Here is a 13,162-nt window from a genome sequence, read left to right as displayed (position 1 = left end):
GTTCCGGGCGGGTCCCCCGTCGCGTCGCGGCGGGCGAGAGATTGGGTTTCCATGCTGACGATCCTCGGCTTTGTCATGATCGCTACCTTCCTGGCGCTGATCATGACCAAGAAGTTGTCCCCCATAGCCGCGCTGGTGCTCATCCCCGCGCTGTTCTGCGTGCTGGTCGGCCAGGGGGCGCACCTGGGGGAGTACGTACTCGACGGCGTCGGTGACCTCGCGCCCACCGCCGCCATGCTGATGTTCGCGATCATCTACTTCGGCGTGATGATCGACGTCGGCCTCTTCGACCCGGTCGTGCGGGCCATCCTGCGGTTCTGCAAGGCGGACCCGCTGCGGATCGTGGTGGGGACGGCCGTGCTCGCCGCGATCGTCTCGCTGGACGGTGACGGCTCGACGACGTTCATGATCACCGTCTCCGCGATGCTGCCCCTCTACCGGCGGCTGGGCATGAGCGTGGTCGTGCTGACCGGCGTCGCCGCCACGGCCAACGGCGTCATGAACACCCTGCCCTGGGGCGGGCCCACCGCGCGGGCCGCCACCGCGCTGCACCTGGACGCGGGCGAGATCTTCGTCCCGATGATCCCGGCGCTGGCCGTCGGACTGCTCGCCGTCCTCGTGCTTTCCTACGCCCTCGGCCTGCGGGAGCGGCGCCGCCTCGGCACGCTGACCTTCGCGGGCGCGGGCGTCGGCGGCGACGCCGGTACGGACGTGGAGGAGCGCGAGGCGGAGACGGTGCTGGTGGGCGCCGGCGGCGGCAAGGGCGGCCAGGCCCGGTCCGGTGCTGCGGCATCCCGGTCGGGCGGCGCGGGCGCGGACGGCAATGCGGAGACTGGCGGCAACGGGGGCGCGGACGGCGCCGACGGCAACGCCGACTCCGGCCCCGAGTCCGCCGTGCTGGACCCGAACCGCCTCACCCTCCGCCCGAAGCTGTACTGGTTCAACGCGGCGCTGACCGTCGCCCTCCTCGTGCTGCTGATCGCCCAGCTGCTCCCCATCCCGGTGCTGTTCCTGCTGGGCGCCGCGGTCGCGCTGACCGTCAACTTCCGGGACATGGCCGACCAGAAGGCCCGGATCGCCGCGCACGCCGAGAACGTGCTCAACGTGTCCGGCATGGTCTTCGCGGCCGCCGTCTTCACCGGCGTACTGACCGGCACGGGCATGGTGGAGGAGATGGCCCGCAGCGTGGTGCACGCGATCCCCGACGCGCTCGGGCCGCACATGGCGGTGGTGACCGGCATCCTGAGCATCCCGTTTACGTATCTAATGTCGAACGACGGCTTCTACTTCGGCATCGTGCCGATCCTCTCCGAGGCCGGGGCCGCGCACGGGGTCAGCTCGCTGGAGATCGCCCGCGCCTCGCTCGTCGGCCAGCCGCTGCACATGTCGAGCCCGCTGGTCCCGGCCGTATACGTACTGGTCGGTATGGCGAAGGTGGAGTTCGGGGAGCACACCAGGTTCACGATCAAGTGGGCGGTGCTGACGTCGCTGGTGGTGCTCGGCGCGGGGCTGCTCTTCGGGATCGTGTAGCCGGTCGTCGGGGGCCGGGTGGCCGGGCTCACTCTGGACAGCCGACCGCGGCGGTCCCCTACCCTTCCTGGGAAGAGTTGGCCGGAATGGGGGATTCCGGGCGGGTTCGGAGAGAGTGCGAGTCAGCAGCCGAGAGGAGGCGGGGCGATGCGAGTCAGGCCGCCGCGCCGCGTCTCCTCCCATGTGCTGGCGGCGCAGCTCGCGCTCGTCGTCGGCGTGACGGCGCTGGTCAGCGGGCTGTTCCTGGCGCCGCTGAGCGACCAGCTGGACCGGCAGGCCATGCGCCGCGCCCTCGCGATCGCGCAGACCACGGCGGCGCGGCCGGGGCTGGCCGCCGAGCTGACCGCCGCGGGCCAGGGCGCCGGCCGGCCCTCCCCCGGCGGGCCCCTACAGGCCGAGGCGGAGCGCATCCGGCACGCCACGGGCGCCGAGTACGTGGTGATCATGGACGAGCGCGGCATCCGCTGGTCCCACCCGTCGCCCTCGGCGCTCGGGCACCACGTCTCCACCGACCCGGGACCTGCGCTGGCCGGACACGAGGTCACCCAGATCGACGAGGGCACCCTCGGCCGCACCGCACGCGGCAAGGCCCCGCTGCGGGACGCCGACGGGCGGGTCGTCGGCGCGGTCTCGGTCGGAATCGACTACGCCAACGTCCGCGAAGGGCTGCTGGCGCTCGTCCCCAGGCTGTTGACGTACGCGGGCGGGGCGCTGGCCGTCGGCGCGCTGGCCGCGTATCTGCTGGCCCGGCGGCTGCGACGGCGTACCCACGCGCTCGCCTTCTCCGACATCTCCGCCCTGCTGGCCGAGCGCGAGGCCATGCTGCACGGCCTCGCCGAGGGCGTGGTCGCGCTGGACGCGGGCGGCAGGGTGCGGCTGGTCAACGACGAGGCCCAGCGCCTCCTCGGCCTCGGGCCCGAAGCGCTCGGCCGCCCGGTGACCGAGGCGCTGGGCCCGGGACGTACGGCGGACGTGCTCGCAGGCCGGGTGAGCGGCCGCGACCTGGTCACCGTGCGCGGCACCCGCGTACTGGTCGCCAACCGGATGCCCACCGCGGACGGCGGCGCCGTCGCCACCCTGCGGGACCGCACCGAGCTGGAACGCCTCGGCCGCGAACTCGAAGGCACCCGCGGCCTCCTGGACGCCCTGCGCGCCCAGGACCACGAGCACGCCAACCGGCTGCACACCCTGCTCGGCCTGCTGGAACTGGGCCTGCACGAGGAGGCCGCACAGTTCGTCACGGACGCGCTCGGCGTGCACCACGCGACGGCCGAGGAGGTCACCGAGCGGGTGCACGACCCCCTGGTCTCGGCGCTGCTCGTCGGCAAGGCCGCGGTGGCCGCCGAGCGCGGCGTCGCGCTGCGCCTCGCCCCCGACTCGCTCCTCCCGGACCGCCTGGTCGACCCGAGCGGCCTGGTCACGGTCGTCGGCAACCTGGTGGACAACGCGCTGGACGCGGCGGCGGGCAGCGCGGAGCCGGCGGTCGAAGTGGAGCTGCGGGGCGAGGAGGACCGCAGCGTGCGTCTCGCCGTACGCGACACCGGCCCCGGCATCCCTCCCGAGCACCGGGAACAGGTCTTCGAGGAGGGCTGGTCCACCAAGGCCGCGTCCGCCGACGACGAGGAAGGCAACCCCCACCTCGGTCTGGGCCTCGCCCTCGTACGGCGCTTCGCGGAGCGCGCGGGCGGCGAGGTCCGCGTCGGCGCCTCGGACGCGGGCGGCGCCGAGTTCCGCGTCGTCCTGCCGGACGCGCTGACCGCGGCCACCGGCGCACCCGCGGAAGCCGAACCCGCGCGGACGGACGCCCTCACATGACCGCGGCACCGATCGACGTGCTCGTCGTGGACGACGACCCCAACGTGGCCCGGATCAACGCCGCTTACGTGTCGAAGGTCGCCGGCTTCCACGTCGCCGGCACCGCACACAGCGCCGCCGAGGCCCTGCTCTTCCTGCGCCGGCACCCCGTCGATCTCGTCCTGCTCGACCACTACTTGCCGGACGAGTCGGGGCTGGCCCTCCTGCGCCGGCTGCACAGCCTCGGCATCGAGACCGAGGCCATCATGGTGACCGCGGCCCGCGACACCAAGACCGTCCGCGCGGCGCAACGCCACGGCGCCCTGCAGTACGTGGTGAAGCCGTTCACCTTCGCCCATCTGCGCGGCAAGCTCGACAGCTACGCAGCCCTCCGCCGCGAACTGGCCACCTCACCCCGCGCCGCCGCCACCCAGGAAACGGTGGACCGCATCTTCGGCGCCGCGACCCCGCCCGGCGGTACGGAAACGCTGCCCAAGGGCCACTCGGTCCTCACCGCCGACCTGGTACGCGAGGTCCTGCACAACGCCGCCGCCCCCCTCTCGGCCCAGGAAGTCGCCACCCGCGCCGGCCTCAGCCGACAGACCGCCCAGCGCTACCTGAAACTCCTGGAGGGCGCCGGCCTGGTCCGCCACCGCCTCAAACACGGCGAAACCGGCCGCCCGGTCCACCTCTACCACTGGCACGGCCCGCTGGACTGAGTCACCGTCCCGACCGGCGGCTGACGCGGTGCACCCGCTGGGTGGTCAGTTCGTAGCGGGCACCGACGATGGTCAGCGCGCCCGAATCCACCTTCGCGGCGAGATCGGGCTCCGCGGCGAGCCGCGAACGGATCAGCCGTACGTTGGCGTCGATCGTCGCGGCGATACGCGCGTCGCCCTCCTTCTCGTGGTCGATGGCAGGGGCGATCTGATCGGCCACGTACTGGATGTGGGCGGGAAGTTCGTCCCCCGACTCCTCCGCCCGCACCGCGGCCGTCACGGCACCGCACGACTGGTGGCCGAGCACCATGAGCAGCGGGATGTCCAGTTCGAGCACTCCGTACGCGAGGCTGCCGAGCACGGCCTCGTCGAGGACCTGTCCCGCGCTGCGAACGGTCATCAAGTCGCCGAGGCCCTGGTCGAAGACCAGTTCCGGAGGCACCCGGGAGTCGATGCAGCCGAGCACCAGGGCGAAGGGGTGCTGACCGGTGGTCAGCGCCTGCCGGACGGCGGGCGTCTCGTCCGGATGCCGTTCCCGGTAGTGGCACCAGCGCCGGTTGCCCGCCGCCAGCTCCCGCAGGGCCTCCTCGGCAGTGGCGGGCCGCTTGCGAAGCGGGGGTGTGGGGGCTGCTGCGGCTGCTGGGGAACCACTGACGGCAAGGCCGGCGCCGAGGGCCGCGGTCCCGGTGAGCGCGGTGCGGAGGAGGGACCGGCGCGCGGGTGCCGTCCGCTCCGAGCCTGCAGATCTGGGAGATATTGGGGCGAAATTCACGGAGGAAACGTATCTGCGCCTCGACGCCCCTTCGTTGGGATTGCTGAATCATGGACGGGCGTTGGCGACTCCTGATCAAGTCCTGGGCATTTCTTGGCGATTCCTGGGGCTGTCCTTGCCGCAGGCCGCGAGTCTCATACGGTCAGCGCCAGGTGCTGCCCGCGAAGTGGAGGTCTTCCAGGGCGTCCAGGACCACGGTGCGGTGGTACCACTCCAGCCAGCGCCCGGTCTGGGAGCCCACCTCGTCCAGGGCGCGGGCCTGGGAGGCGGACAGGGCGCGGACCGGGCGCTCGTGGTGGGTGGAGACCACGCCCTCGACCTGGCCCGAGGGCACGACCAGGGGAGTGCTGTGGCAGCCACGGCTGCCCGCTGCCAGGATCGCCGCTCTGGAGGGCTCGTCGAAGACCGTGTCGGTGGCCACGTCCGTCACCGTGACCCGGGTGACCTGCTGCGAAGCCTGTGCGCAGGAGGTGCCGTCCTTGCCGACCCGGTCGAAGAACTCCAGGAAGTCGTCGTCCAGCCCGTGGTGCTTCTCGATCCGCAGGTCGCCGGTGACGGGATCGACGAGCTGCACATTGCCCATGCCGGTCTCGGCGACCTCCATGCTGCGCCGCAGGACGGCGGAGAGCACCTCCGTCGCGTTCGCGGAGGCCGCCCGCAGCCCGGGCGCGAAGGCCAGCGGGGGAGCGGAGAGCCGCTTCCTGCCGGGGAACCACTCGCCGTCCAGGGTGCGCGGGGCCGGGATGGTCACGACGGCGGCGGCGAGCGTACGCAGCCGTACGTTGAACCGCTGCGAACTGGCCTCCAGCAGCGCGAACGCCGCGCTGTCGTCGGGCAGCCGGTAGCGCTCCTCCAGCACGCCCTGGGCGCGGGAGATCAGCGGATGGGTGCGGGCCTTGGCCCGCAGATGGCGGACTTCTGTGCGCAGGCGGAGCAGTTCCTCGGGCGGGGCCGACACCGCCGGACTCCTCGTCGTGGTGCTCCCCGCACATACCGACCGTTCAGTATGCCCGGCAAGGGTCCCCCGGCCCGGGAGGCCCGGAGCGCCCGCTTGCTCCGGCCGCCTCGGCGACGGAATCTCCGGCCCCGGCCCCGGCCCCGCCAGGCCCGGGCCACCGCACGCGGTGGCCGCCTCGGCGACGGAACGTACGACGGTCAGGGCGCCCTCCGTGGCCAGCACCTCGCCGCCCGTCGCGTCGGCCGTGGCGAGCAGAAGCCGGCTGCCGCGCTCTTCCAGGGTGCGAGCACAGCCGACCAGCGCACGAACGCCCGCCGCTGAGACGCGCGGGACCAGCGCCAGGTCGATCACCACCGCAGTGCAGCCCGCAGCCGGCCGCGTGGCTGCTTCCAGTGCGGCGTGCTCCGGGCCCTCCAACGGGCCCTCCGCACGCACCACCCACAAGCCGTCACCGCCCGGCAGCCGCACCACTTCCACCCGAGCGAAGCCAAGGCCGCCCGAACCGCCCATACAGCGCCTTCTTCCTCCCCCGCAATATTTGCAGTACGACAACGGTACTCATCCTCACAACTGCACGGCAGTTCGGTACCGTCCCGGCCGACACCGGTGACACTCGGGCGAGGGTTCACGCCGTGACGCCACGGCAAGGGGAGAGTGGGAGTTCCCCACCGAGGAGAACTCCATGGCGAGACCCACGAGTTCCGGCCCCCGCTCCTTTCCCGCCGGACCCCTGGTCGCACGGCGGCCCGGCGCCGCAGCAGCCGTCGCCGCACTGGCCGTCGCCGGCCTCGCACTGCCGGCACTGAGCGCCCCCGCACCCGCCGCTGCCGCTCCCCACTCCGCGCCCACGCCTGCCGAACCCGACTCCGTGCTGCTCCGGGGCGTGAGCCGCGACCTCGGCCTCAGCACGGCGGAGGCCAGGACCCGGCTCGGCAACGAGTCCGCGGCTGCCGCCACCGCCACCACGCTGCGCACCGCGCTCGGCGACAGCTTCGCCGGAGCCCGGGTCAGCGGGCGTACGGCCGAGCAGCTGACGGTGGCGACCACGGACGCGGCACGGAAGGACCGCATCACCCGGGCGGGCGCCACCGCACGTGTCGTCACCCGGAGCCTCGGCGAGCTCCGCGGCGTGCAGCGGGCGCTCGACCGTGCCGCGGCCCGCTCGGCCCCCGTGGGCGTACCCGTGTGGTACGCCGACATCGCCCGCAACGACATCGTCGTCGAGGCCCGCAGCGACTCCGCCGCGTACGCGCTGCTGCAGCGGGCCGGCGTCGGCCGGGACGCGGTGACGGTGCGCCACACCACCGCCGAACCCCGCCCGTTCGCCGACCTGCGCGGTGGCGACGTGTACTACATGGACGGCAGCGGCCGCTGTTCCCTCGGCTTCTCCGTCACCAAGGGAGGCCGACGCGTGCAGGGCGGATTCCTGACCGCGGGCCACTGCGGCACCCCGGGCACCACCACCTCCGGGTACGACCGGCAGGCGCAGGGCACCTTCCGGGGCTCGGCGTTCCCCGGCAGCGACCACGCCTGGGTGGCGACGAACGCGCACTGGAGGCCGCGCCCGCTGGTCAACGGCTACGGCAACGGCGAGGTGCCGGTGACCGGTTCCACCGAGGCACTGGAGGGCTCGTCCGTGTGCCGTTCCGGCTCCACCAGTGGCTGGCACTGCGGCACCATCCAGCAGCGCGACGCCACCGTCACCTACCCGCAGGGCACCGTCCACGGGATGGCACGCACCACCGTGTGCTCCGAGCCGGGCGACTCGGGCGGCCCGTTCCTCTCCGGCAGCCAGGCCCAGGGCATGACCTCGGGAGGGACCGGCGACTGCACCTCCGGCGGCACCACCTTCTTCTCCCCGGTCAACCCGGCGCTCAGGGCGTACGGCCTCACCCTCGTCACCGACCGGAACCGCGGCCCGTCCCGGTGGGGCGGCGCCTGAGGGCGGCGGACCGGGCGGCAGAATTGGGCGGTGTACGGGAGACCAGCTCGGCGAGAGGGGCAGTGCGTGCCGGCGGAAGGCGCACCCGGCGAAAGAGCCGACAGAGCGGAAGGGAACGAGTCGAACGGCCGGCCGGCCGAGGAGGATGTCGTCGCGCGGGTCCTGGGCCAGTGGCGGCAGGTGCTGCCCGACCTGGACACCGAGCCGATCGGGGTGATCGGCCGCCTCACCAGGTGCGCGGCGCTGCTGCGGCAGGCGTCGGACGCGCCGCTGGCCCGCGAGGGCTTCTCGCGCCCGGAGTTCGACATCCTCAGCGCCCTGCGCCGCGAGGACCAGGAGCTCACCCCGGGCCGGCTGGCCCGGGAGACCTACGCCTCCGGCACCGCCGTCACCAAGCGGGTGCGCACCCTGGAGGAGCGGGGCCTGGTCGAGCGGCGCCCGGACGCGCGGGACCGCCGCATGGCCCATCTGTCGCTGACCGCGCACGGGCGTGAGCTGGTGGACCGGATCATGCCGGAACAGGTCGCGTACGAGCGCTCACTGCTCGCCGGGCTGGGCGAGGAGCAGCGCGACGGGCTCTCCCGGATGCTGGGCGAGCTGTTGCGGCTGCTGGAGAACCGGGAGGGAGCGGGCTCCCGGCACTGACCCGGCCGGGTCCCCGCCCGCCGCGCCTCAGGGGGCGCTGTCGGCTCCTGAGGCCGCCGCCCCCTTGATCACCAAGCTCTCCAGCAGCTCCTCGGTCGCCGCCGCGATCCGCTCGACGGCCAGGTCGAAGGCCGCCTGATTGTGCCCGGCCGGGGCGCGGAACCCCGACACCTTGCGGACGTACTGGAGCGCGGCGGCCCGCACGTCCTGCTCGGTGACGACATCGGCGTAGGGCGGACGCAGGGTCCGGATGCTTCTGCACATACTGCCGACGGTACGTCCCGTCAGCCAGCACTCGCCTGTTCGAGTGAGGCGAGGTACGGTGAAAAGGCCGTGACGTGCGGAGATATCGCTCCGTTCCCGGAAGGGAGGCGGGCCATGCAGACCACGACGGGGCTGCTCGGCGAACTGACTCCGGAGCAGCGGGAGCGGTTGCGTTCCCTGGGCCACGAAGTGCGCTTCGAAGCCGGAGAACGGATCTTCGAGGAGGGCTCGAAGGCCGACCGCTTCTGGATCCTGCATACCGGCTCGGCGACGCTGGCCATGCACATACCCGGCCACCGTGACGTGGCCATCGACCACGTCCGGCACGGGGAACTGCTCGGCTGGTCCTGGATGTTCCAGCCGTATGTGTGGTCGCTCGCCGCTCAGGCGGACAGCCCGGTGCGCGCCCTGGAGTTCGACGCACTCTCGGTGCGGGTGCTGTGCGAGGAGGACAAGGCGCTGGGCCTGGCGATGACCAGGACGGTTGCGGCGGTGATGGGCGACAGGCTCCAGCGCTGCCGCGCCCGGCTGGTCGACCTCTTCGGCCCCTACGCCCCCCACGACCGCGCCCAGGGCCCGATCTGAGCCCCGAAGGGGCGCGGGGCACGACCGCCTGACCTACCCCGCCTCCTGCTCCGGCAACGCCTCCGCGCCCCCCACCGGGCCGGCGGCCGGAACCCCGACGACCTCCCTCTCCTCCTGCGCAGCCGCAGAATCCTCCGGCACCGGCACCGCCTCAGCAGCCGAGACCCCGGCCCGCATCAGCGCGGCGAGCCCGTGAACGGCGCACAGATCCGGCTCAGCGGCCACCTGTACGGCCATCCCCGTGTGCTCCCGCAGCTGGTCGGCGAGGCCGGGCAGCAGCGCCGTGCCGCCCGCCAGCACCATGCCGCGCTCGGCGAGGTCGGCCACCAGGTCGGGCGGGCAGCGGTGCAGCACGACGCGGATCGCGTCCAGCAGCCCGGTGAGCGGGTCCGGGATGGCGCCGCGCACCTCCTCGGGGTCGATGGTGACGGTGCGGGCGAGCCCGGAGACCACATCGCGGCCCTGCACCTCCACGGGCCCCCCGGAGCCGCCGCCGACGCCGTTGCCGAGCAGCGCCAGATGGAGCGGGCGCACCTCCTGGCTGGGCAGCAGCAGCTCGTGCCGGTTGCGCAGATACTGCACGACGGAGTGCTGGATGGTGTCCCCGCCCAGCGCCACCGTCCCCGCCGCCACGACGGCGCCCAGCGAGACCACCGCGACCTGCGTGGTGGTCGTCCCGCACAGCAGCACCATGGCCCCCTCGGGGCGTACCACGGGCAGCCCGCAGCCGATCGCGGCGGCGATGGGGGCCTCCACCAGCTCGACGTGGCGCGCGCCCACTCCGTTCAGCGTCTCGATCACGGCGCGGCAGGTCAGCGGGTCGGCGTCGTGCGGGACGGTGGCCACGGCCTGCTTCATCGTCCGGCGCCGCTTGAAGCGGCGCAGCTTGTCGCCGATCAGCGCCCGTACCATCCGCCTGGCCATGTCGATGTCCACCACATGGCCGCCCGAGACGGGCCTGATGACCTGAATGTGCTGCGGGGTGCGCCCGTCCATCCGCTCCGCTGCCTGGCCGACTGCGATCAGTGTGCCCGAGTGGGTGTTCATGGCGACGACCGACGGCTGGTCGACGATGAGCCCCGCCCCCTTGGCGTAGATGCGGGTCCTGGCCGCTCCCAGGTCGACGGCGACGGAGCAGCGGGTCAGGGACTCAAGGCTGGAGCAGCTCATGGCGCTCGTGTCCTTCCGGGAGCATCTGGCGTGGACCAGTGGACCGCCCCAGGGACGGTGCCGAGGGACGGTCCACGCTCAGCCTGTGCCGGTCCGTGACCTCGCGCTCGCCGGGCGGGTCCGCCGGGGTGACGCCCCCTCGGCCAACTCGGCCGATCAGGGGCGCGTGCGCCCCGTAAGGGGCGCGGGGAACGGCGCGACCGCCCCCTCGCCCGCAAACTGCGTCCGGTAGAGCTGCTCGTACCGTCCGCCGGCGGCCAGCAGCTCCTCGTGGGTGCCGCGCTCGACGATCCGGCCCTCTTCCAGTACGAGGATCTGGTCGGCGGCCCGCACGGTGGACAGCCGGTGCGCGATCACCAGGGAGGTACGGCCTTGCAGCGCCTCACCGAGCGCTTCCTGCACGGCGGCCTCCGAGGTGGAGTCCAGGTGCGCCGTGGCCTCGTCCAGCAGTACGACGCGGGGCCTGGCCAGCAGCAGCCGCGCGATGGTCAGCCGCTGCCGCTCGCCGCCGGAGAGCCGGTAGCCGCGCTCGCCGACCAGGGTGTCCAGGCCGTCGGGGAGGGCGGCGACGAGTCCGTCGAGGCGGGCCCTGCGCAGCGCGGACCACAGCTCCTCGTCGGTGGCCTCGGGACGCGGCAGCAGCAGGTTGGCGCGGATGGTGTCGTGGAAGAGGTGGCCGTCCTGGGTGACCATGCCGAGCGTCTGCCTGACCGCCGCCGCGCTCAGGTCGCGGACGTCCTTGCCGGCCAGCCGTACGGCGCCGCTGTCCACGTCGTAGAGCCGGGGGACCAGCGAGGCGAGAGTGGATTTGCCCGCGCCCGAGGAGCCCACGAGGGCGATCATCTCTCCTGGCCCGGCGCGGAAGGAGATGCCGTGCAGCACCTCCTCGCCGCCCCGGGTGTCGAGCGTGGCGACCTCCTCCAGGGATGCGAGGGAGACCTTGTCGGGAGAGGGGTAGCTGAAGTGGACGTCGTCGAACTCGACGGAGACGGGCCCGGCGGGTACCTCCTCGGCGTCGGCCTTCTCCTCGATCAGCGGCCTGAGGTCGAGCACCTCGAAGACCCGCTGGAAGCTGACCAGCGCGCTCATCACCTCCACCCGGGCGCTGGCCAGCGCGGTCAGCGGCGCGTAGAGGCGGGTGAGCAGCAGCGCGAGGGAGACGACGGCGCCCGGGTCGAGGCTGCCGCGCAGTGCGTAGAAGCCGCCGAGCCCGTAGACGAGGGCGAGCGCCAGGGCTGCCATCAGGGTGAGCGCCGTGAAGAAGACCTCCTGCACCATCGCGGTGCGCACCCCGATGTCCCGTACGCGGTCGGCGCGGGCCGCGAACTCGGCCGACTCCTCGGCAGGGCGGCCGAACAGCTTGACCAGGGTGGCGCCCGGTGCGGAGAAGCGCTCCGTCATCTGGGTGCTCATCTGCGCGTTGTGGTCGGCCCGTTCCCGCTCCAGCCGGGCGAGCCGGGCGCCCATCCGCCGCGCCGGCAGCACGAACAGCGGCAGCAGTACCAGGGTGAGCAGGGTGATCCGCCAGGAGAGGTTGAACATCACCACGAGGGTCAGCAGCAGCGTGACGAGGTTGCTGAACACCTCCGAGAGGGTGGAGGAGAAGGCGCGCTGGGCACCGATGACATCGTTGTTGAGCCGGCTGACCAAAGCTCCCGTACGGGTGCGGGTGAAGAAGGCCACCGGCATCCGCTGCACATGGTCGTAGACGGCCGTACGCAGATCGAGGATGAGGCCCTCCCCGATGCGCGCGGACAGCCAGCGGGTCAGAAGGCCGACCCCGGCCTCCGCCAGCGCGATGGCCGCGATCAGCCCGGCGAGTACCAGCACGGTGCTGCTGGGGGCGCCCCGGTCGATCGCGTTCATCACCCGCCCGGCGAGCAGCGGCGTGGCCACGGTGAGGACCGCGAGCACGCTGCTGAACAGCATGAACGCGACCAGCTTGCGGTGGTGGCGGTGCGCGAAGCGGACGACACGGCGGACCGTGGCCGCGGAGAAGGGGTGCTGGTCCTGGTGGGCGTGGCGCGCGTTGTAGAGCGCGTGCCAGGCGGTCATCTCCATGCTCATACCGGGAAGCTAGAACTTGAAGAGAACTTCAAGTCAAGGGTCTGACCGGCTGTGATGAGCTCACGACGGCGGGTCGTGCACGTGCATCGGCACATGCATCAGTACGTGAACGAAGTTATGATCCCGGGAAGTTGGCAGATGAGGGCCCTGCGGCCCGTCTGCTCGGCGACCCGCACGTTCGACACCTCAGGAGATCCAAGTGCCCGACGCGTTCAACGGCATGGCCGCCAGGGACCTCCAGGGGGTCGTGTGGCGAAAGAGCCGGTTCAGCAACTCCCAGGGCGCCTGCGTCGAGTTCGCCAAGCTGCCCAACGGGGACATCGCCATGCGCAACTCGCGCTTCCCCGACGGGCCCGCGCTCGTCTACACCCCCGCTGAGGTGGCGGCGCTGCTGCTCGGCGTCAAGGCCGGCGAGTTCGACGACCTGGTGGCCCACTGACGATCGACCCCTCCCGGGCCTCGCGGCCGACCCGGAACAGCGCCCAGACGATCTTCCCGGCGAGCGGGCCCGACAGTGGATGCCAGCCCCAGTTGTCGCTGAAGGAGTCGACCAGGCACAGTCCGCGGCCCGACTCCGCCGTGAAGCCGGGCACCCCGAACCCCGGGAAATCCTCGGAGAACTCCTGGAAATCCTCGGTGTCCAGGGCGCCCAACGCGTCGAACGCGTCTACGGCTTGCACGGCGCCCCCGTGACCCCCGTTTCCCCCGTGACCCCC

At 72.8% G+C, this 13,162-nt stretch carries 12 protein-coding genes and 1 pseudogene; 7 read left to right on the top strand and 6 right to left on the bottom strand.

Translation table 11 applies throughout. The features are described from left to right. Positions 1 to 51: 51 nt before the first annotated feature. The 3 genes from ITI46_RS29400 to ITI46_RS29390 all read left to right on the top strand — a co-directional run bounded on the left by ITI46_RS29400 (position 52) and on the right by ITI46_RS29390 (position 4,043). On the top strand, positions 52 to 1,530 hold the full coding sequence (locus ITI46_RS29400; RefSeq protein WP_209242962.1) for a CitMHS family transporter: 1,479 nt from the start codon (positions 52 to 54) through the stop codon (positions 1,528 to 1,530). Between the two features lie 147 nt (positions 1,531 to 1,677). After that, positions 1,678 to 3,345 (top strand): sensor histidine kinase, encoded by a 1,668-nt coding sequence (locus tag ITI46_RS29395; protein ID WP_209242961.1) that lies wholly within the window; start codon positions 1,678 to 1,680, stop codon positions 3,343 to 3,345. Then, complete coding sequence (locus ITI46_RS29390; protein WP_209242960.1) at positions 3,342 to 4,043, top strand: response regulator; 702 nt, start codon at positions 3,342 to 3,344, stop codon at positions 4,041 to 4,043. Before ITI46_RS29395 ends, ITI46_RS29390 begins: the two co-directional genes overlap by 4 nt. 1 nt (position 4,044) lies before the next feature. Here ITI46_RS29390 and ITI46_RS29385 read toward each other — a convergent pair whose 3' ends face one another. Both ITI46_RS29385 and ITI46_RS29380 read right to left on the bottom strand, forming a co-directional pair. Further along, entirely contained in the window at positions 4,045 to 4,815 is a 771-nt protein-coding gene (locus ITI46_RS29385) for a carbonic anhydrase (RefSeq protein WP_209242959.1), read from the bottom strand. Positions 4,816 to 4,957: 142 nt separating this feature from the next. After that, positions 4,958 to 6,283: an ANTAR domain-containing protein gene (locus ITI46_RS29380; protein WP_209242958.1), complete on the bottom strand. Its 1,326-nt coding sequence runs from the start codon at positions 6,281 to 6,283 to the stop codon at positions 4,958 to 4,960. A gap of 172 nt (positions 6,284 to 6,455) precedes the next feature. On the opposite strand from ITI46_RS29380, the gene ITI46_RS29375 reads away from it, so the two are divergent. Both ITI46_RS29375 and ITI46_RS29370 read left to right on the top strand, forming a co-directional pair. Beyond that, on the top strand, positions 6,456 to 7,715 hold the full coding sequence (locus ITI46_RS29375; RefSeq protein ID WP_209242957.1) for a S1 family peptidase: 1,260 nt from the start codon (positions 6,456 to 6,458) through the stop codon (positions 7,713 to 7,715). Positions 7,716 to 7,781: 66 nt separating this feature from the next. After that, positions 7,782 to 8,360, top strand: coding sequence for a MarR family winged helix-turn-helix transcriptional regulator (locus ITI46_RS29370; protein WP_209242956.1), 579 nt, complete (start codon positions 7,782 to 7,784; stop codon positions 8,358 to 8,360). Between the two features lie 27 nt (positions 8,361 to 8,387). Here the strand turns inward: ITI46_RS29370 and ITI46_RS29365 are convergent, their stop codons facing one another. Next, complete coding sequence (locus ITI46_RS29365) at positions 8,388 to 8,624, bottom strand: DUF2277 domain-containing protein (protein ID WP_209242955.1); 237 nt, start codon at positions 8,622 to 8,624, stop codon at positions 8,388 to 8,390. Positions 8,625 to 8,738: 114 nt separating this feature from the next. Here ITI46_RS29365 and ITI46_RS29360 point away from each other — a divergent pair, with 114 nt between their 5' ends. Beyond that, positions 8,739 to 9,209, top strand: a complete 471-nt coding sequence (locus ITI46_RS29360; protein WP_209242954.1) for a Crp/Fnr family transcriptional regulator — start codon at positions 8,739 to 8,741, stop codon at positions 9,207 to 9,209. A gap of 33 nt (positions 9,210 to 9,242) precedes the next feature. On the opposite strand, the gene ITI46_RS29355 is transcribed toward ITI46_RS29360, so the two are convergent. Next, positions 9,243 to 10,379 (bottom strand): rod shape-determining protein, encoded by a 1,137-nt coding sequence (locus tag ITI46_RS29355; RefSeq protein WP_209242953.1) that lies wholly within the window; start codon positions 10,377 to 10,379, stop codon positions 9,243 to 9,245. A gap of 156 nt (positions 10,380 to 10,535) precedes the next feature. Beyond that, positions 10,536 to 12,446, bottom strand: coding sequence for an ABC transporter ATP-binding protein (locus ITI46_RS29350; RefSeq protein ID WP_209242952.1), 1,911 nt, complete (start codon positions 12,444 to 12,446; stop codon positions 10,536 to 10,538). A 199-nt stretch (positions 12,447 to 12,645) separates the two neighbouring features. On the opposite strand from ITI46_RS29350, the gene ITI46_RS29345 reads away from it, so the two are divergent. Continuing rightward, the gene (locus ITI46_RS29345; protein WP_209242951.1) at positions 12,646 to 12,885 is read left to right on the top strand and encodes a DUF397 domain-containing protein; all 240 of its coding nucleotides are present in this window, start codon (positions 12,646 to 12,648) and stop codon (positions 12,883 to 12,885) included. On the opposite strand, the pseudogene ITI46_RS29340 reads toward ITI46_RS29345, so the two are convergent. Further along, positions 12,848 to 13,030: pseudogene (locus ITI46_RS29340) on the bottom strand (ATP-binding protein); the annotation flags it as partial. The gene ITI46_RS29345 and the pseudogene ITI46_RS29340 sit on opposite strands and share 38 nt — an antisense overlap. Positions 13,031 to 13,162 lie beyond the last annotated feature (132 nt).

The sequence above is a fragment of the Streptomyces oryzae genome, from assembly GCF_017676365.1.
Lineage (GTDB): Bacteria > Actinomycetota > Actinomycetes > Streptomycetales > Streptomycetaceae > Streptomyces > Streptomyces oryzae.
This window is presented reverse-complemented; position numbering and strand designations above follow the sequence as displayed.

Bases quoted from the DNA above. Each gene is read 5' to 3' on its own strand.
- ITI46_RS29375 (WP_209242957.1), top strand. From the start codon at position 6,456: ATGGCGAGACCCACGAGTTCCGGCCCCCGCTCCTTTCCCGCCGGACCC.
- ITI46_RS29390 (WP_209242960.1), top strand. From the start codon at position 3,342: ATGACCGCGGCACCGATCGACGTGCTCGTCGTGGACGACGACCCCAAC.
- ITI46_RS29380 (WP_209242958.1), bottom strand. From the start codon at position 6,283: ATGGGCGGTTCGGGCGGCCTTGGCTTCGCTCGGGTGGAAGTGGTGCGG.
- ITI46_RS29400 (WP_209242962.1), top strand. From the start codon at position 52: ATGCTGACGATCCTCGGCTTTGTCATGATCGCTACCTTCCTGGCGCTG.
- ITI46_RS29395 (WP_209242961.1), top strand. From the start codon at position 1,678: ATGCGAGTCAGGCCGCCGCGCCGCGTCTCCTCCCATGTGCTGGCGGCG.
- ITI46_RS29360 (WP_209242954.1), top strand. From the start codon at position 8,739: ATGCAGACCACGACGGGGCTGCTCGGCGAACTGACTCCGGAGCAGCGG.
- ITI46_RS29365 (WP_209242955.1), bottom strand. From the start codon at position 8,624: ATGTGCAGAAGCATCCGGACCCTGCGTCCGCCCTACGCCGATGTCGTC.
- ITI46_RS29355 (WP_209242953.1), bottom strand. From the start codon at position 10,379: ATGAGCTGCTCCAGCCTTGAGTCCCTGACCCGCTGCTCCGTCGCCGTC.
- ITI46_RS29350 (WP_209242952.1), bottom strand. From the start codon at position 12,446: ATGAGCATGGAGATGACCGCCTGGCACGCGCTCTACAACGCGCGCCAC.